The 18,074-nt window shown below is 50.4% G+C and carries 21 protein-coding genes; 19 read left to right on the plus strand and 2 right to left on the minus strand.

What is annotated here, in order from left to right:
- Positions 1 to 35 precede the first annotated feature (35 nt).
- Genes cheY through J3B89_RS12625 form a run of 10 tightly spaced genes read left to right on the plus strand, consistent with a single transcriptional unit; the run spans position 36 to position 8,789 of the window.
- Positions 36 to 407, plus strand: coding sequence for a chemotaxis response regulator CheY (gene cheY / locus J3B89_RS12580; protein ID WP_206109480.1), 372 nt, complete (start codon positions 36 to 38; stop codon positions 405 to 407).
- 25 nt (positions 408 to 432) lie between these two features.
- Positions 433 to 1,185, plus strand: coding sequence for a protein phosphatase CheZ (locus J3B89_RS12585; protein WP_215397917.1), 753 nt, complete (start codon positions 433 to 435; stop codon positions 1,183 to 1,185).
- A 15-nt stretch (positions 1,186 to 1,200) separates the two neighbouring features.
- Positions 1,201 to 3,342, plus strand: a complete 2,142-nt coding sequence (locus J3B89_RS12590) for a chemotaxis protein CheA (protein ID WP_215397918.1) — start codon at positions 1,201 to 1,203, stop codon at positions 3,340 to 3,342.
- Positions 3,343 to 3,354: 12 nt separating this feature from the next.
- The gene (locus tag J3B89_RS12595; protein ID WP_215397919.1) at positions 3,355 to 4,503 is read left to right on the plus strand and encodes a protein-glutamate methylesterase/protein-glutamine glutaminase; all 1,149 of its coding nucleotides are present in this window, start codon (positions 3,355 to 3,357) and stop codon (positions 4,501 to 4,503) included.
- Positions 4,496 to 5,239 carry a flagellar motor protein gene (locus J3B89_RS12600; protein ID WP_215397920.1) on the plus strand — a complete coding sequence of 248 codons (744 nt, stop codon included), beginning with the start codon at positions 4,496 to 4,498 and terminating at the stop codon, positions 5,237 to 5,239. The genes J3B89_RS12595 and J3B89_RS12600 overlap by 8 nt, the downstream gene beginning before the upstream one ends.
- A 5-nt stretch (positions 5,240 to 5,244) precedes the next feature.
- Positions 5,245 to 6,231 (plus strand): flagellar motor protein MotB, encoded by a 987-nt coding sequence (locus J3B89_RS12605; protein WP_215397921.1) that lies wholly within the window; start codon positions 5,245 to 5,247, stop codon positions 6,229 to 6,231.
- Position 6,232: 1 nt separating this feature from the next.
- Positions 6,233 to 7,009, plus strand: coding sequence for a ParA family protein (locus J3B89_RS12610; RefSeq protein ID WP_215398144.1), 777 nt, complete (start codon positions 6,233 to 6,235; stop codon positions 7,007 to 7,009).
- Between the two features lie 3 nt (positions 7,010 to 7,012).
- A complete protein-coding gene (locus J3B89_RS12615) occupies positions 7,013 to 7,831 on the plus strand; it encodes a chemotaxis protein CheW (RefSeq protein WP_215397922.1) in 819 nt (272 codons plus the stop codon).
- Positions 7,832 to 7,861: 30 nt separating this feature from the next.
- A complete protein-coding gene (locus tag J3B89_RS12620; protein ID WP_215397923.1) occupies positions 7,862 to 8,356 on the plus strand; it encodes a chemotaxis protein CheW in 495 nt (164 codons plus the stop codon).
- Position 8,357: 1 nt separating this feature from the next.
- Entirely contained in the window at positions 8,358 to 8,789 is a 432-nt protein-coding gene (locus J3B89_RS12625; protein WP_215397924.1) for a DUF2802 domain-containing protein, read from the plus strand.
- A 13-nt stretch (positions 8,790 to 8,802) separates the two neighbouring features.
- Here the strand turns inward: J3B89_RS12625 and J3B89_RS12630 are convergent, their stop codons facing one another.
- Both J3B89_RS12630 and J3B89_RS12635 read right to left on the minus strand, forming a co-directional pair.
- A complete protein-coding gene (locus J3B89_RS12630) occupies positions 8,803 to 9,117 on the minus strand; it encodes an EscU/YscU/HrcU family type III secretion system export apparatus switch protein (RefSeq protein ID WP_215397925.1) in 315 nt (104 codons plus the stop codon).
- 9 nt (positions 9,118 to 9,126) lie between these two features.
- Positions 9,127 to 11,040, minus strand: a complete 1,914-nt coding sequence (locus J3B89_RS12635; protein ID WP_215397926.1) for a flagellar hook-length control protein FliK — start codon at positions 11,038 to 11,040, stop codon at positions 9,127 to 9,129.
- Positions 11,041 to 11,144: 104 nt separating this feature from the next.
- Between J3B89_RS12635 and ccmA the strand changes: the two genes are divergently transcribed.
- From ccmA to ccmI, 9 genes are read left to right on the plus strand one after another with little or no spacing between them, the layout of a single operon-like run.
- Positions 11,145 to 11,804 carry a cytochrome c biogenesis heme-transporting ATPase CcmA gene (ccmA, locus tag J3B89_RS12640; RefSeq protein WP_349814219.1) on the plus strand — a complete coding sequence of 220 codons (660 nt, stop codon included), beginning with the start codon at positions 11,145 to 11,147 and terminating at the stop codon, positions 11,802 to 11,804.
- Positions 11,798 to 12,463 carry a heme exporter protein CcmB gene (gene ccmB / locus J3B89_RS12645; RefSeq protein WP_215397928.1) on the plus strand — a complete coding sequence of 222 codons (666 nt, stop codon included), beginning with the start codon at positions 11,798 to 11,800 and terminating at the stop codon, positions 12,461 to 12,463. Before ccmA ends, ccmB begins: the two co-directional genes overlap by 7 nt.
- Before the next feature lies 1 nt (position 12,464).
- Positions 12,465 to 13,199: a heme ABC transporter permease gene (locus tag J3B89_RS12650; RefSeq protein WP_215397929.1), complete on the plus strand. Its 735-nt coding sequence runs from the start codon at positions 12,465 to 12,467 to the stop codon at positions 13,197 to 13,199.
- Between the two features lie 2 nt (positions 13,200 to 13,201).
- Entirely contained in the window at positions 13,202 to 13,402 is a 201-nt protein-coding gene (ccmD, locus tag J3B89_RS12655) for a heme exporter protein CcmD (RefSeq protein WP_215397930.1), read from the plus strand.
- Complete coding sequence (gene ccmE, locus J3B89_RS12660; protein ID WP_215397931.1) at positions 13,402 to 13,887, plus strand: cytochrome c maturation protein CcmE; 486 nt, start codon at positions 13,402 to 13,404, stop codon at positions 13,885 to 13,887. The genes ccmD and ccmE overlap by 1 nt, the downstream gene beginning before the upstream one ends.
- Positions 13,887 to 15,854, plus strand: coding sequence for a heme lyase CcmF/NrfE family subunit (locus J3B89_RS12665; RefSeq protein WP_215397932.1), 1,968 nt, complete (start codon positions 13,887 to 13,889; stop codon positions 15,852 to 15,854). The genes ccmE and J3B89_RS12665 overlap by 1 nt, the downstream gene beginning before the upstream one ends.
- Positions 15,847 to 16,419 carry a DsbE family thiol:disulfide interchange protein gene (locus J3B89_RS12670; RefSeq protein ID WP_215397933.1) on the plus strand — a complete coding sequence of 191 codons (573 nt, stop codon included), beginning with the start codon at positions 15,847 to 15,849 and terminating at the stop codon, positions 16,417 to 16,419. The genes J3B89_RS12665 and J3B89_RS12670 overlap by 8 nt, the downstream gene beginning before the upstream one ends.
- A complete protein-coding gene (locus J3B89_RS12675) occupies positions 16,416 to 16,874 on the plus strand; it encodes a cytochrome c-type biogenesis protein (RefSeq protein ID WP_215397934.1) in 459 nt (152 codons plus the stop codon). The genes J3B89_RS12670 and J3B89_RS12675 overlap by 4 nt, the downstream gene beginning before the upstream one ends.
- Positions 16,871 to 18,073 carry a c-type cytochrome biogenesis protein CcmI gene (ccmI, locus tag J3B89_RS12680; protein WP_215397935.1) on the plus strand — a complete coding sequence of 401 codons (1,203 nt, stop codon included), beginning with the start codon at positions 16,871 to 16,873 and terminating at the stop codon, positions 18,071 to 18,073. The genes J3B89_RS12675 and ccmI overlap by 4 nt, the downstream gene beginning before the upstream one ends.
- Position 18,074 lies beyond the last annotated feature (1 nt).

The raw sequence follows: 18,074 nt of genomic DNA on the forward strand, positions 1-18,074 counted from the left end.
GTAATATCTCGTCGGAGGGGATTTTGGATAAAAACATGAAAATTCTTGTGGTGGATGATTTTTCAACCATGAGACGCATAATAAAAAATCTGTTGCGTGACCTTGGCTTTACCAATGTGTCAGAGGCTGACGATGGCAGCACTGCTTTGCCAATGCTGCAAAACGGCGATTTTGACTTCGTAGTGACCGACTGGAACATGCCGGGTATGCAGGGTATTGATTTATTGCGCGCTATTCGCGCCGATGCCAAGTTAAAGCATATACCGGTATTAATGGTTACCGCTGAAGCGAAAAAAGAACAGATCATTGCCGCTGCACAAGCCGGTGTAAATGGTTATATCGTCAAGCCGTTTACGGCTGCAACCTTGCAAGAGAAGTTAGCTAAAGTATTCGAACGGATCGGCTAACCGTAGCTGACAAAGGAGTGATGCCATGTCTGCGATTACGGCGCCTGTAATTTCTCTGGACCAAGCGCGGGAGCTGGTGCAGCTCCTTGAGATGGGCGAAAACGAAACAGCTAATCAAATGGTACAGCAACTGGCTGTACCAGGTTCTTCAGAGTTATTTGCTGAGGTAGGTAAACTTACCCGGCAACTACATGATTCACTGAAAAATTTCCAGATAGACCCTTCACTGAATAATCTGTTGGAAGAAGATATTCCAGATGCGAAAAAGCGGCTGAATCATGTTATTGATATGACAGAGCAGGCGGCAAACCGCACTATGGACGCAGTAGAGTCTTGCCTGCCAATAGCCGATCAACTGAGCCAGCAGCTGGGTAAAATTCAGCCGCAGTGGCAAAAATTAATGCAGCGGCAACTACAGTTGGGCGAGTTCAAGCAACTGTGTCATACACTGGATAATTTTTTACTGCATGCAAATACTGATTCGGGCACCTTAAACGCGTTGCTGACAGACGTATTAATGGCACAGGATTATCAGGATCTGACCGGGCAGATTTTACGCCGGGTAATAGAGCTGGTGCGTGAAGTAGAAGAAAGCCTGATTGGCCTGCTAACGGCGTTTGGTCAATCCAGTATGATGGTGTCTGCAGAAGCTAAACCAGCAAAAAGTAAGCCTAAAGCACATGAAGCAGAAGGGCCTATTATTGATGCAGCAGAGCGTGATGACGTGGTAAGCGGTCAGGATGATGTCGATGACTTGTTATCCAGTTTGGGTTTTTAACAGAGGTGTCTTTGCATGAGCTTTGATATGGATGAGGATATACTGCAGGACTTCCTGGTTGAAGCCGGTGAAATCCTCGAACTATTGCAGGAACAGCTGGTAGAACTGGAAAATAATCCTGATGATGCTAATTTGCTCAATGCAATTTTCCGTGGATTTCATACCGTAAAAGGCGGCGCCGGTTTTCTGTCACTAACCGAGCTGGTTGATGCCTGTCATGGTGCTGAAAACGTGTTTGATATACTGCGTACCGGTAAGCGCCGTGTTACCCCAGAACTGATGGACGTTATCCTGCAGTCGCTTGACAGCATTAATGCGATGTTTGTGGAAGTGCAGAACCGCCAACCGTTAACGCCAGCCTCTGCTGCCGTGCTTGAGGCGTTACACCATTACAGTGAGCCGGAATCTGCTGCTAATCCTGCACCGGTGGTAAAAGCTGCGCCTGTGGCAAAAGCTGAACCTGTCGTAAAAGCTGAACCTGTCGTTGCTACCGATATAGCGTCCGGCGGGACAGTGGATGAAATCACTGAAGAAGAATTTGAACGCATGATGGATGAGCTGCATGGTAAAAAAGGCTCAGCCACAGCAGCCTCTGCACCAGCGTCTGAACCTGCTGCAGCCGGTGCCGGTGATGACATCACAGACGATGAATTTGAAGCGATCCTTGATCAGTTGCATGGCAAAGGCTCGTTTATTCCTGATACTGTCGCTGCAACCCCGGAAAAAACACCAACAGCCCCGGCAAACAACACTAAAGCGGATGATGAAATAGACGATGCTGAGTTTGAAGCGCTGCTGGATCAGTTACACGGTAAGGGCAAAGCGCCGGTTGCCGTAGACACCAAACCTGCGCCAGCCAGCCAGGCTGCGTCACCAGCTAAAGCAGAGGAAACAAAAGCCGCAGCAGCGCCGGTAGCTGATAAAGCAGCGGCACAGCAGCAGGCTGCACAAGCAGAAACTACAGTACGGGTAGATACCAAGCGGCTCGATCAGATTATGAATATGGTGGGTGAGCTGGTATTGGTGCGTAACCGGCTGGTGAGTTTATCCGGAACGGTGCAAAACGAGGAAATGAGTAAAGCTATTTCCAATCTGGATGTTGTTACTGCTGATATTCAGGGCGCAGTAATGAAAACCAGGATGCAACCTATTAAGAAAGTATTTGGCCGCTTTCCCCGCGTGGTACGTGATTTGGCCCGTTCGCTGCAAAAAGACATTGAACTGGTGCTGGAAGGTGAAGATACCGATCTGGATAAAAACCTGGTGGAGGCACTGGCCGATCCATTGGTGCATTTGGTGCGTAACTCAGTAGACCACGGTATAGAACTGCCGGATGTGCGGCAAAAAGCCGGTAAAAAGCGTACCGGTATTGTAAAACTGGCAGCGGCTCAGGCTGGCGACCATATTCTATTGACTATTCATGATGATGGTGCCGGTATGGATCCGGAAAAACTAAAAGGTATCGCAATAAAACGCGGTATTCTTGACGTTGATGCCGCAGCACGGATGTCTGACACTGAAGCCTTTAACCTGATTTTTGCACCAGGGTTTTCTACCAAAGAACAAATTTCAGATATCTCCGGCCGCGGCGTCGGTATGGACGTAGTAAAAACAAAAATTACCCAGCTCAACGGTACTGTGCATATCCATTCTAAAATGGGTGAGGGCACCTTACTGGAGATCAAAGTACCACTGACACTGGCTATTTTGCCTACGCTGATGGTTGTTGTTGGTAAGCAAACTTTTGCTCTGCCACTGGCTGGGGTCAGTGAAATTTTCCATCTGGATCTGAATAAAACCAATGTAGTAGACGGCCAGTTGACTGTAGTAGTACGTAACAAAGCCATTCCACTGTTTTTCCTTGAGCACTGGCTGGTTAAAGGTTCTGACAAAAAACGCCGCCGTGAACAGGGCCATGTGGTAATAGTGCAAATTGGTACCCAGCAGGTTGGTTTTGTAGTGGATTCTCTGATAGGCCAGGAAGAGGTAGTTATAAAACCTCTGGATGCACTGCTGCAGGGCACACCAGGTATGGCCGGTGCGACTATTACTTCTGATGGTGGTATAGCGCTGATCCTGGATGTACCGAACTTGCTGAAGCACTATGCAAAGAAATCAAAAATTAAGTTTGATCGCTTCAATAAAATGACTGCCTAAAGAGAGAAAGCTATGCCAATTAGGGTGTTAGTAGTTGATGATTCGAGTTTTTTCCGCCGCCGGTTAACAGAGATCCTGGCGAAGGATGGCGACATCGACGTTATTGACACTGCCAACAATGGCAGAGAGGCGGTTGATAAAGCTATAGCGCTAAAGCCTGATGTGATTACGATGGACGTAGAAATGCCGGTGTTAGACGGCATTTCTGCCGTGCGCGAAATTATGCAGCAACAGCGCATTCCTATTCTGATGTTTTCGTCATTAACCCATGAAGGTGCCAAGGCGACCTTTGATGCGCTGGAAGCCGGCGCCGTGGATTTTTTGCCGAAAAAGTTTGAAGACATCGCCCGCGACAAAGATGAAGCCAGTCAGCTACTGCGTGACAGAGTAAAAGCCGTGGCCCGCAAACGTACTTTGGGCCGGCAAACTTTCAGCAACACACCGCTGGCTTCGCGCCCGGCACCCGCTGCCAGCGACAGTAGCCGGTTGTCAGAGCGTCCGGCATTAACCCGCAGCAGCTTTGAACGGCCTAAGTTAAATGAGCGGGTCGGGTCACGCGGGGCTTTTCAGGCCAGCGGTAAAAGCTATAAGCTGGTTGCAATTGGCACCTCTACCGGTGGGCCGGTGGCACTACAACGTATTATCACTGCGCTACCTGCAGATTTCCCGTTACCGATAGTGTTGATCCAGCATATGCCTGCTGCTTTTACCGGCGCTTTTGCCCAGCGGCTAAATTCGTTGTCAAAAATTGAAGTGCGCGAAGCACAAGACAACGATGTGCTACGCCCAGGTGTGGCGTATCTGGCTCCCGGTGGTAAACAAATGCTGCTTGAAGGTAATGACAGTTCCTGCAGGCTGCGGATTAAAGAAGACGACTCGCCACGCATAACATTTAAACCCAGTGTTGATATTACCTTTGCGACAGCCGCTAAAGTGTTTAGCGATAAAGTGCTGGCTATTGTGCTTACCGGCATGGGGGCAGATGGCCGTGAAGGCGCAAGGCTATTAAAACAACACGGTGCCCGTATCTGGGCGCAGGATGAAGCCAGCTGCGTAGTGTATGGTATGCCGCAGGCTGTCGCTGCAGCAGGCCTGATGGATGAAGAAGTCAGCCTGAACGAAGTTGCCATGCGACTGATCACGGAATTAAAACATGGATAAGCTGGCGGTCAGCGGTTTTTTACTGGCCGTTATTGCTGTTGCCGGAGGTTTTGTTATTGAAGGTGGCAGCCTGGCTACGTTATTGCATTTCCCGGCCTTTCTTATCGTGTTTGGCGGTACAGTGGGAGCGGTAATGCTGCAAACCCCTTTGGCGCAATTTAAACTGGGGCTACAAATATTGCCCTGGGTGATCCGCCCGGCGCAGATGCCGCTGGAACATACTGCACAACGTATAGTGCAATGGGGCAGTGCAGCGCGGGGTAGCGGTTTTCTGGCACTGGAGCAGGATGCACTGGCTGAGCACGATGCGTTTTTACACCGCGGCCTGAATTTACTGGTGGATGGTGTTGACCCTAAAGCTTTACAAGACACACTGGATGCGGAGCTGACACTTGAGCGTGAGCGTTTGCTGCGTGGTGCCCGGATATTTGACGCTATGGGCGGCTATAGCCCCACCATCGGTATCGTAGGCGCTGTGCTGGGCCTTATTCAGGCTATGTCGAATATCTCCGAGCCGCAATTATTAGGTCAGGGTATTGCTACGGCATTTGTTGCTACTATTTATGGTGTCGGTTTTGCAAATCTGCTGTTTATTCCGGTAGGTAATAAGCTGAAAAGCCTGGTACAGCAGCGCACCTTGTATCACGAGCTGATTATTGAAGGCCTGGTGTCTATCGCTCATGGCGAAAATCCGCGCAATATTGAACGTAAGCTGGCCGCTTACCATCCGGGTTAGCACCGATGTACCGGCATAGGCAGAAACACACACAAATAGAGCCCGAGCAGCTAGATCGCTGGCTGGTGTCATACGCTGATTATATGACGCTGATGTTTGCGCTTTTTGTTGTGCTGTATGCCATGTCGATAGTGAAAGAAGAGCAATACAGTGTACTGGCTGACAGCCTGACCCGGATGTTTGAAAAGCCAGAGCAGCAAAATACCGGTGTGCAGGGACAATCAGTATTAACTCATGCCGAGCCGCAAAGTGAGCTGGATTTGTATGGCACCTCGCTGGAGCAGGCAAAAGGCCCCAGCTTAGTGGCCGATGCCAAAAGGTTATCAGAAATCAATGAAACCCGGCTGGGCAGCCCCTTACAGGCAGTAGAGCAGCAACTGACAAAAGCTTTGGCTAATTTGCTGGAACAAGGGCTGGCAAAAATAGAACAGGATGAGAACTGGCTGACCATAGAGCTCAACAGCGGCCTGTTATTTGCCAGTGGCAGTGCTACGGCAACCAGTTCGGCACAAACGCTGCTAACTGAAATTACGCGGATTATTAATCCCATCAGCAACTTTATCCGTGTGCGGGGTTATACTGATAATCTGCCAATTAATAATGAACTGTTTTCGTCAAATTGGGAGTTGTCGGTTAGCCGCGCTACCTCAGTACTGCGAATTTTAGAACGCAGCGGTACTGCACCACAGCGGCTTGCTATTGAAGGTTTCGGCCAATATTACCCCTTTGGCCCGAATGATACTGAGCAGGGGCGGGCAGCTAACCGCAAGGTGGTGATTGCCATTTCCCGCTACGGTTACCAGCCTGAAGAAACTACCCCAGCTCAGCCAGAGCCTGCTGATAAAACGGTAGCAGAGGGCTTGCAGCAATTAGAGCAGATAACGCAGGATGATGGCAGTATTCGTGTTATTGCCCTGCCTGGTGGTGGTATTCGTATTACCACGCGCCAGGATAACCCGGATGCAAAACCTCCAGAACAACAGGAACCCTGAAGTGGTAATTTGGACAGTAGCGAATCAGAAAGGCGGAGTGGGCAAAACCACTACTACAGTAACGCTGGGCGGTTTACTGGCAGAGCGCGGCTATAAAGTCTTGCTGGTAGACACTGATCCGCATGCGTCCCTTACCTATTATTTTGGTATTGACGCCGAAGAGTTGGAAGTCAGCGTATACGATATTTTTATCCGTGGTAAAGATATTACCAGCGAAGAAATTCTGCAGTCATTATGCCCAAGTGGCGTAGCTAATCTGGATATTCTGCCTTCATCTATGGCACTGGCTACACTGGACCGCTCGCTGGGCAATAAAGGCGGCATGGGCCTGATGCTGAAAAAAGCATTACAGAAGATCAAAGCAGAATATGATTATGTGCTGATCGACTGCCCGCCGGTGATGGGCGTACTTATGGTAAACGCGATTGCTGCCAGTGATCGTATTCTGATCCCGGTGCAAACCGAGTTTCTGGCATTAAAAGGCCTGGAGCGGATGATCGCTACCATGGCATTAATGCGCACATCACAGAAAAAAGATTATGCTTTTACTATCATCGCAACCATGTATGACAAACGCACTAAAGCATCGCTTGAAGCTTACAAAGAGCTGAAAAGCAAATATCAGGAAAAAGTCTGGTCAGCGGTAATACCGGTAGACACCAAGTTTCGTGACGCCAGCCTGGCATTAACACCGCCCAATGTGCATGCGCCGGGTAGCCGGGGCGTTTTTGCTTACAACACCTTGCTGACGTATTTACTGCAACTGGCAGCGGAGTAAGGCATGAGTAATTTAATCGCCAGTCAGAAGGTTATGCAGCACTATTTGTCTGCGCTGTTAACCGAAGACGAAGCCATTGCGCCTGCATCTGAAGTGACGATAGCAGAGCAAAAAAAACAACAACTAAATGAATTGCTGGCTCAGGCTGTAGTCACTGAGGTGGTTGCAGAAACAGTAACTAAACCCAAAGTTGCTGCCCCGGCGGTTGCAGAAGCAGCTGCGATGGCGGCGCTAAAAGCAAAATTTGCCGAGGCAGAAGCGTCACAGGCACTGCAACAACGTGCCGTACCGGTTTCTGAGCGTATTACCGGCACAATGTCAAAACCCGTACCGCCGGCGCCACCGGCAGTAACGGCTGCACCGGCAAAAGACTACCGCCAGGGCCGGTTTCAGGCGTTGTTTTTTGACGTAGCGGGTTTAAAAGTTGCTGTGCCGCTTAAAGAATTGGGTGGTATCCACCAGATTGGCAGTATAAACAGCCTGATCGGCAAACCCCAATGGTTCAAAGGTGTTATGTTGTATCGTGAACAGAAAATTAGTATTGTCGATACCGCACGCTGGGTTATGCCAGAAAAATATGATCAGAGTTTGCAGCAAAAGCTAAACTATCAATATGTTATTATGCTTGGCAACAGTAACTGGGGCCTGTGTTGCGAAACACTGGTCAATACCTATGTACTGGAGCAGGATGACGTAAAATGGCGTGAAGCTGAGGGCAAGCGGCCCTGGATGGCAGGCCTTATCAAAAAGCATATGTGTGTACTGCTGGATGTAGACGCTATGATTGATTTATTGAACCGCGGTCTGGATATCAGTGCATAATCAGACAAAGGATTTATACAGGAGCTGTGCATGAGCAATTTAACCAAACAATCGGTAAACAAAGCCGATGCAGCTGATATCGTGTTGCAATGGGTAACCTTTAAACTGCAGGAAGAAACCTACGGTATCAATGTGATGCAGGTGCAGGAAGTACTGCGCTATACCGAAATTGCTCCGGTACCGGGCTCACCGGACTACGTTTTAGGTATTATTAACCTGCGTGGTAATGTGGTAACGGTTATTGATACCCGTACCCGTTTTGGCCTGGAGCCGGACGAGATAACAGATAACAGCCGTATTGTTATTATTGAAGCAGAAAAGCAGGTTATCGGTATTCTGGTCGACAGCGTAGCCGAAGTGGTGTACCTGAAACAGTCTGAAGTGGATACCGCACCAAATGTAGGCACCGAAGAAAGTGCCCGCTTTATTCAGGGCGTATCTAACCGTGAAGGTGAACTACTGATCCTGGTCGATTTAAACAAGCTGCTCAGTGACGAAGAGTGGGAAGAGATCGGCGCTATCTGATATGACGTTACCGGTGTTTGCTATTGCTGTCATACTGTTGCTGGCAGTGCTTGCACTTGCTGCTGTCTGGTGGTTAGGGCGCTTACAACGCAACTGGCAACAGCAATTACAGCAGTTGGAGCAACAGCTTGACTTTAAAGCACAGCAGTTGTTGCAAACACGGCACGAACTGGAAGAGCTAAGAGCCGGTGTTATCGGGGTTGGGCAACGGGTATTACAGTTAGACGCTAACATTAATACTGTTAACCAGCAGCTGCAGACGCTGGCTGATAAACAACAGGCATTAGAGCTTACTGATCCCGAGTCAAAAATATACAGCCGGGCTATGAAAATGGTGCAGCTGGGAGCCGATTTAGACGAAATTATCCGTGAATGTGAACTACCCAGAGCCGAAGCTGAGCTGCTATATAACCTGCATCAGGCAAAAAAATAGCCTTAACTTAAACTCAGCTTTTAATATCTATACGCTGGTGAATATTATGCCAGTTTTCCGGAAACTTGCCCTGCAACACATACGAAAACGCAATCAGCTCTGCAATAACAATATAAAGTTGTTGCGGAATTTGCTCGCCCAGCTCCAATTTAGTCAGCAGTTTGCTTAATTCCTCATCCTGATGAATTAACACACCATGTTCACGCGCCAGCGCAACGATTTCATCTGCCAGTTCCGCATGCCCCTGGACTGTAACCGTAGGTGCCTGTTTACCTTCGTATTGCAGGGCAGTAGCACTGCGCTGTGTTTTGTTATCGTCAGTTGCCACGAATGCTCCTTATACTTTAATTGCCAGTAGGCTGTTGGCGCGGGGTAAAATGGTGTCGGGTATTTTACCCAGTGTACACTCTGCCTGTGTAACCTCTAACCCCTGGGCTTTGCAACGATCACTGAGTAAGGGTAAAAACTTATCAGCCTGCTGCTTAGCCTGCACTTCATCAGTATAAAACTGCAGCTGTAATTGTTGCTGTTGTAACTTTGCCACTACCATCAACTGACCCAGCTGTTTTAAATCAAACTTCATTGTCAGTTGCCACAAGGTTTGTTTTTCGCCCTGTTGCTTACCATCTGCCTCGCGCTGCTCCAGTAGCAGTTGGCTAAACACGCTCTGGCCGCCTTGCTGTATTGGTAATTGCAGTAACAGCTGTTGCGTTTGCGCGTTGCTGTTGTCCAGTGTGGCCAGTTGGCTTTGTTGCAACGTGCTGCTATGGCCGGCCAGTTGGCGTAGCAAGCTGCTGGCCTGGCCCGGTTCCAACTGGCTAACCAGTTGCGCCAGGGTTTTATTCGCCGGTTGCGTTGCTGCTGCCAGAGGTTTTTGCAACAAATGACCCAACAGCAACTGTATCGCTGCAGCCAGTGCCCCCCCACTGGTTTGGGTGCTGACTGCAGGCTGCAGCGGCTGAAACTGCAGCAGGCTGGTTAACTGATTGATCAGTTGCTGTGGTGACTGCACTTTATCTGCTCCCGGCTGGCTTTGTCGTACCAGTTGCAGAATCTGTTGCACCGCTTGTGGCAGCTCAGGCAGGCTGGCCAGAGTGTCAGCCTGCACAGGCATAAGTGGCAACAAGTGGCGCCATGCCTGTTGCACTAATTGTTGTGTCAGCGGTGTCTGCAGTGGGGTTGCTGCTGCTTTTACCGGCGCAGCGGCGCTGTTGCTATTAAACTGCAACGGCCGGCTAAGTGCCTCCGCTGTTATTGTTACACTGGCCGGGGTTTTTAGCGGCTGCAACAACAATTGCCATTGGCCGGCCTGCTGTTGTAAATGCATTTGGTATGGCTGAGAGCCTGCATTTACGCTGCCTGGCAGTTGGCTGAGCAGCTGCTGTGCGGCTGCGGGTATTGCGGTGGTGCTTCTGGCCGGTTGATTAAACAGTTGCAGTAGCTGCTGCAGTACAGCGCTTTGCCCGGCTTTATTCAGGCTTAGCGGTATTGCAGCCAGATTGCTGTTAGCCACTGTTGGAGCCCCGGCTTTGCTATTGGCGGGCAGTGCTTGTAGTTGCAGTACCAGTTGCTGGCGCTCTGCTTTTATATCCAGCAGCAACTGCGCTGGTGCAGTTTTGCTATCGCCAGCTAATAAACCTGTGGTACCACTGCTGGCCAATTGCTGCATAAGTGCCGTCTGAACATTGTCCGGTAACCGCAGCACAGCGCCATTGCCAAGTTGCAGCGCCAGGCCTGGTGGTTGGGGTAACACATTAACCGCAATGGGTGCTACGAGTGCAGGCTGGGTAGGGGAAGCGGGCACACCGGCAGACAACACCGACGACAGTAATTGTTGCGCCTGTGCGGCACTCAGTGTCAGTGTAATGGGCGTTGACGTTGATTGCAGCACCAGTTGCAACTGGCCATTGCTTTGCGGTACAAACTGCAATTGTACATTCGCCTGCCGGGGCATAGCTTGGGAAAGCGGGTTTGCTGTTGCCATGCCGGGTGTACCGGTTAAGGCGGTTTGTACACCGTTTTGTGTTTGGAGGCTGGCTTGTAGCATGGCCTGGACATTGGCCGGCAGGTTAGCCGGCAAGGTAATTTGCAGTGGCGCGCGCGGGGCCGGCAGTTGCAGGCCAAACTGACCGTTAGTCAGCTGTTGCACCTGAGCCTGATATACCTGCGCTACCACCAGCTTTAGTACTGCCGGATCGGCTTTAGGGGCCGGACTAAGCTGAAACAGCTTATCCAGATTGATCTGGTTCATATTTTGCCTGTTTTGTTCTGCTGTGTACTGTCGCTGCATTCGTATTATGACGCCAATATGGTAATATGCGCGCAATTTTTCCTATCGTCGATAGCCAGAGGCCAGTGATTAAACATCAGCCCTTTTCCGTACCAGTTGGCCAGTTGCTGCTGCAGGCTCAGTCACTTAGCTGTATCCGGCAAGACAGAGTGCTGTTTGAGCAGCTGTCGTTACAGGTGCATGCCGGTGAGTTGTTACAGGTAGCCGGTAAAAATGGTGCCGGTAAAAGCTCTTTATTACGGCTGCTTGCTGGCCTGGCAGCGCCTGACGAAGGGCTATTGCTTTATTGCCAAAAGCCCTTAGCTGATATTGCTACAGATTACGCCGCCAACCTGTGTTATATCGGCCACCATAGCGGTATTCATGAGCAATTAACAGCACTGGAAAATCTGGCATTCTGGCGCGCGGCTGCCGGGCTGCCACAGGCAGATGATTTTGCTCTGCTGGCAACACTCGGGCTGGCCGGGCTGGAGGATATTCCCTGTCGTATGTTATCAGCCGGGCAACAACGGCGGGTATCGCTGGCGCGGTTATGGTTTAGCCGCAGCCAGCTATGGATTTTAGACGAGCCTTTTACTGCACTGGATCAATCGGCTATTGCAATGCTGCAGCAGTTTTTTCTGCAACATTTAACCTGTGGCGGCGCCATTATTCTTACCACGCACCAGCCGCTTAGTATGGTGTATGACGGCCTTAATACCGTGGAGCTAGCGTACCGATGGTAACCCTGGGACCTTTTTTAAAGCGCGAGTTGCGCCTGCTGGCACGACAAAAAGCTGACTGGCTAAACCCGGTGCTGTTTTTTGTTATTGTGCTGAGTTTATTTCCGCTGGGCGTTGGGCCTGAGCCAAATTTACTGCGTATTATTGCCCCGGGAGTGATCTGGATAGCAGCATTGCTGAGTGTGTTGCTAGCCGCAGAAAGGCTGTTTAAAGACGATTACCGTAACGGAGTGGTAGAGCAACTGGTGGCGTCCCGCCAGCCGTTGTTAGCTTTTGTGCTGGCCAAATTACTGGCCAACTGGCTAAGTACCGGTTTGCCTCTGGTGTTGTTATCGCCTTTGGTTGCACTGCTGCTTAATGTTGATATGGCCAGCTTTACTGCTATGGTACTTACCTTGCTGTTAGGCACGCCGCTACTGAGTTTGCTCAGTGTGCTGGGCGCAGCACTTACGGTGTCGGCCGATAAAGGTGGCATTTTACTGGCACTGCTGATTCTGCCCCTGTATATTCCGCTGCTGATATTCGCCAGTGCGGCGATGGAGGCGGCCGGTATGGCGCTGCCGTATCACGGACAACTGGCCGTGATGCTGGCTATGTTGTTATTTGCGTTGGCGCTGGTACCGGTTGCGGTAACCAGTGCACTGAAAATAAATGTGAGCTGATATGTTTAAATGGTTGCATCCTTACGCTAAGCCTGAAACCGTTTACCACTTGTGTGGCCGCCTTATGCCCTGGTTGATGGGGACCGCGCTGCTATTGCTGTTGCTTGGCAATATCTGGGGCCTGGCATTTACACCGCCTGATTATCAGCAGGGCGACAGTTACCGCATTATTCATTTGCATGTACCAGCGGCTATTATGTCGATGGGCACTTATTCGGCGATGGCGATAGCTGCTTTTATTGCTCTGGTGTGGCAGGTAAAAGTAGCACAGTGGTCAGTGCTGGCTATTGCACCTATCGGTGCGGTATACACAGCAATAGCGCTGATAACCGGTATGGCTTGGGGCAAACCGATGTGGGGCACCTGGTGGGTATGGGACGCGCGTTTAACATCAGAGCTTATACTGTTGTTTCTTTATCTTGGTGTAATAGCGTTAAGCGGCGCGTTCTCCGACCGGCAAACCGGGGCTAAGGTTGCCTCTTTGCTTGCTGTGGTGGGAGTTATCAACCTGCCGATTATCCATTTTTCAGTAGAATGGTGGAACACTTTGCATCAGGGAGCGTCTATAACCAAGTTTGCCAAACCGTCTATTGATCCAAGCATGTTATGGCCACTGCTGATCAGCATACTGGCGTTTAAAATATTAATGCTGGCGCTGCTGTGTGTGCGGCTGCGCACGGCAATACTGGTAAACGAGCAGCACCGGCCCTGGGTTAAAGCAATGGCAGGAGACTAAATATGTATTTTCAGTCATGGGCAGAATTTTGGGCAATGGGCGGTTATGGCCTGTTTGTCTGGTTATCTTTTGGCAGCAGTTATGTCTTGCTGGCTGCTTTAGTCTGGTATAGTCAGTACCAGCATAAACAATTCAAGCGTCAGCTTAGCGCAAAGCTGGCCCGCGAAAAACGCCTTCAGCAGTATCAGGAGCAAACACACTAATGCAGCCAAGACGTCAGAAACGCCTGTTCGCCATTTTGTTGGTTATTGGTTTACTCACCGGCGCCGTAGCCGCCATGCTTTATGCCCTGCAGCAGAATATCGACTTATTTTATACGCCCTCGCAGTTAGTGGATGGCCTGGGTAAAGATAAAGTAAAACCTCAGGTTGGCCAGCGTCTGCGTATTGGCGGTATGGTGGTTGCCGGCTCAGTAAAGCGCGATCCTGAGTCATTGAAAGTCAGTTTTGATCTGGTTGATACCGGCCCGCTGGTTACCGTAATCTATGAAGGTATCCTGCCGGATTTGTTTCGTGAGGGGCAGGGAATAGTGGCACAAGGCGTGTTACAGGACGCCACAACCATTAAAGCATCTGAGGTACTTGCCAAGCACGACGAAGAATATATGCCGCCGGAAGTTGCCGAAGCCCTAAAAGGTATCCGGCATGTACCGCCTTCACAGCAGCAACCTGCCAGCGGGAGCTATTAATGATCGTTGAAGCCGGTCAGCTGGCGCTGACATTTGCCTTTGCATTATCGCTGTTACTGGCAATTGTGCCCTTGTATGGCAGCTTTACAGCTAACCAGCGTATGTTGTTGCTGGCCAAGCCACTGGCCTTAGGCCAGTTTTTGTTTTGTTTGCTGGCAATGCTGGCACTGATTTACGCGTTTCGTACTAACGATTTCACTGTAGTTAACGTAGCGCAAAACTCCAGCAGCACCTTGCCCTGGTATTATCAGATCACCGCCAGCTTCGGCTCGCACGAAGGCTCAATGCTGTTGTGGGTATTGATGCTGGCAGGCTGGACAGCCTTAGTTGCCCAGTTTTCCAGGGCCTTACCGTTACTGTTGCTGGGCCGTATTCTGGGTATTTTGGGTGTGATCTGTGTCGGTTTTATTGCCTTCTCACTTTTTATGTCTAACCCGTTTGAACGCAGCCTGCCGTTTTTCCCGGTAGAGGGACGCGATCTGAATCCGCTGTTGCAGGATTTTGGCATGATCATGCACCCGCCCACATTATATATGGGCTATGTTGGCTTTGCTGTGGCCTTTGCCTTTGCTATAGCGGCATTGATGGGCGGCCGCTTTGACAGCGTATGGGCGCGTTGGGTGCGGCCCTGGGCGCTGGCTGCCTGGTTATTTCTTACGCTGGGTATCATGCTGGGCAGTTGGTGGGCATATAACGAGCTGGGCTGGGGCGGCTGGTGGTTCTGGGATCCGGTAGAAAACGCTTCTTTTATGCCCTGGCTGGCAGGTACGGCATTAATTCACAGTTTGGCGGTAACCGAGAAACGCGGCACCTTTAAAAGCTGGACAGTACTACTGGCACTGGCTGCGTTTGCGCTTAGTTTGGTAGGGGCCTTTTTAGTTCGCTCTGGTGTGTTGGTGTCAGTGCATTCATTTGCTACTGATCCGGGCCGCGGTATGTACCTGCTGGTATTTTTGCTGCTGGTGGTGGGCGGTTCGCTGCTGTTATACGGTATGCGGATGAATTCTGTCCGCTCGCAGGCGCGCTATCAGCTGTTCTCTCGCGAGATGATGCTGTGGGGCAATAATATATTTCTGCTGACGGCCTGCTTAATTGTGTTTCTGGGAACTTTATTTCCGTTATTTCATAAAGAACTGGGTTTAGGTTCTATTTCTATCGGCGAGCCGTTTTTTAATCAGATGTTTTACTATTTAACCATCCCATTTGCACTGATGCTGGGCTTAGGCCCGTGGGTACGCTGGAAGCAGCAACAGTTTACGCCGTTGGTTAAGCCGCTGGGTCTGGTAGCGGTAGCGGCTTTGGTGCTGGCGCTTGGTGTACTGGCCAGCATGCAAAGTGTGCAGGCTAACCTGGCGTTACTTGGTATGTTGCTGGGAGCCTGGGTGGGCGTATCGGCACTGGCAGAGGTGATGTTGCGCATGCGCCAGTTCGGTTCAGTAACACAGGGTATGACCAAACTTAATGCCAGCCACTATGGTATGACACTGGCTCATATTGGCTTTGCTGTGCTGGTGATTGGTGTTGCCATGACCAAAACCTACACTGAAGAGCGCGATGTACGGATGCAGGAAGGCGATACTGCCACACTGGCCGGTTACCAGTTTACTCTGGTGGATGTGTATGATCTGGATGGGCCTAACTATGGTGGCCAGGCCGCAGAGCTTGATGTGCGCAAAGATGGCCGTTACGTAACGCATTTACATGCTGAGAAACGTTTTTACCGTATTCAGCGCACCATTATGACTGAAGCTGCGGTACATGCCCGTTTAAGCCGTGACCTGTATGTGTCTCTGGGGGAGGAATTGCCCGGCGATGCCTGGGCGCTGCGTATTCAGGTTAAACCCTTTGTACGCTGGATTTGGCTCGGTGGTTTGCTGATGTCATTAGGCGCCTTACTGGCATTGGCAGATAAACGTTACCGGCGGAAAACCCCGCCGGCAATCAGGCAAGAGGTAGCCAATGCGTAAGCTATTTTTTTATGTCCCGCTGGTACTGTTTTTGCTGTTGACGGTATTTTTGCTCAGTGGCTTGTTTTCTGATCCGCGTGAACGCGAATCAGCCAGCCTGAATAGAGCGCTGCCTGAGTTTGCTCTGGCAGATCTGATGCAGCCGCAACAAATCTGGACGCCGCAGCAACTACATGGCGAAACTTTTTTGCTTAATGTCTGGGGTACCTGGTGCCCAACCTGTAATGCTGAGCTGGGTTATCTTACCGAGCTGCGCAAGCAGGGGGTTAAAATTGTTGGCCTGTACTATGAGCTGCCGCGTGATCCTACCTTTGATGCACCTTTTAATCTTAAAGCATTACAGCAGGATGTAGCGCAAAAACTGCAGCAAAACGGCGATCCTTACCAGTTTAATATTCTTGATTTAGAGCGCAGTTTGTCGCTGGATTTAGGTGTTAGCGGTGCACCCGAAACCTTTTTGGTAGACGCTGACGGCATAGTGCGGGCACACCATATTGGTGATATTAACCCGCAAGTATGGCGCGCCAAACTGGCACCGCTGTATCAGCAGTGGAGTCAGCCATGAAATACCTCATTGCGACAGCAATATTGCTGTTAAGCAGCGCATTGAATGCACAGGAGTTGCTGCAGTTTGATAACGACAGCCAGCGCGATTTATACCGCAGCTTAACAGCAGAGCTGCGCTGCCCGCAGTGTCAGAACCAGAATATTGCTGATTCTAATGCCATAGTGGCAGTAGATATGCGGCAAAAAACTTACGAACTGGTACGCCAGGGGCAGGAGCGGCAGCAGGTACTGGACTATATGATTAACCGCTACGGCGATTTTGTGCATTATCAGCCGCCACTGAACCGGTATACGCTGTGGTTGTGGGTAGCACCGGTGCTGATGCTGACATTATTGCTCGGTACGGCAATTTACCGCCGTAGCCGGCAACCACAACACAACGCTGATACTAAAAGCGAGTTAAATACTGAGCTGGATCAGCTGATTAAACGTTACCGGAGTAAAAAGCCATGATGTGGCCGTTGTTATCTGCTGCTGTACTGATGTTATTGTTAAGCGCAACAGTGTTGTTCTGGCCCCGGCGTAGTACAGAATTGCCATTGCAAACTCCGGCCCAGTTGTTTGAAGAGCGTCTGCAGTTGCTGGCACTGGCACGTGATGCCGGTGAGCTGGCCGAGCAGGATTTTGACAGTGCAGCGCAGGAGCTTAAAAGTCAGTTTTTGCTGCAACAGCAGCAGTTAGAGCAAACAGATAACCGTGGCGCGAACTGGCGTTTGCCGTTAGTGCTGTTAGTGCTTACTTTGCTGATAGTGGCCGGTGTCTATGCCAGTACCGGGCATTATCGCCAGTTGCAGCAATGGCAGCAGGCCCAGCAAAATTTATCTCAATATGGTGAGCGGGCCTTGCTGAACCAAGGGGAGCCGTTATCAGATCAGGAAGTGGAGCTGTTTGCATTAGCACTGCGCACCCGCTTAGCTAACGAAGGCGATGACGCCGTAGCCTGGATGTTGCTGGGCCGTATCCGCATGTCGCAGGGCGTACTGGAGCAGGCTGTCGCTGCATTTGAAAAAGCGCTTAAGCTAACGCCGGAGCGCGCACCATTATTACTTAGTTATGCGCAGGCATTGATTCTACTTGGTGATGACGACAGTCTGGCCAGAGCCGGGCGCGCAGTAGCCAGAGTGTTAAGCCGCGATACAGAAAATACTGATGCCTTATCACTGATGGCGCTGATTGCCTATGAAAAAGGTGATCTTACCGAAGCCGCCAGTGCCTGGCAGATTTTATTAAGACAACTGCCAAGCGATGACCCGCGCTATGCTGCGGTGCAGCAGCGTTTAGACGAGCTGAATATTGATGAAATGCCACAAGGGCGCCAAATTAGCGTTACGTTGTATGTTGATCCGGCATTGCAACAGGCTAATCCGAACGCCAGCCTGTTTTTGTTTGCTAAAGCGGTTGAGGGTGCAGCGTTACCTCTGGCTGTACAGCGTATTCCCTTACCGTCAGGTGAGCAGCAACTGGTGCTGACAGAACAAATGGCGATGCAGCCGGGCTGGAGCCTGGCCAATGCTGATAAAGTGCAGGTTGTTGCCCGTATGTCGTTGTCTGGTACTGTAGAGCAGCGCCCTGGTGATATTCAAACGACTTCAGATGTTTTATCGTTTTCTGATGATCCCTTGCTTTCTGTTTCGTTAAAACTGGAACCTTAAT

The sequence above is a fragment of the Rheinheimera oceanensis genome (assembly GCF_018831085.1).
In the GTDB taxonomy this organism is placed as follows: domain Bacteria; phylum Pseudomonadota; class Gammaproteobacteria; order Enterobacterales; family Alteromonadaceae; genus Alishewanella; species Alishewanella oceanensis.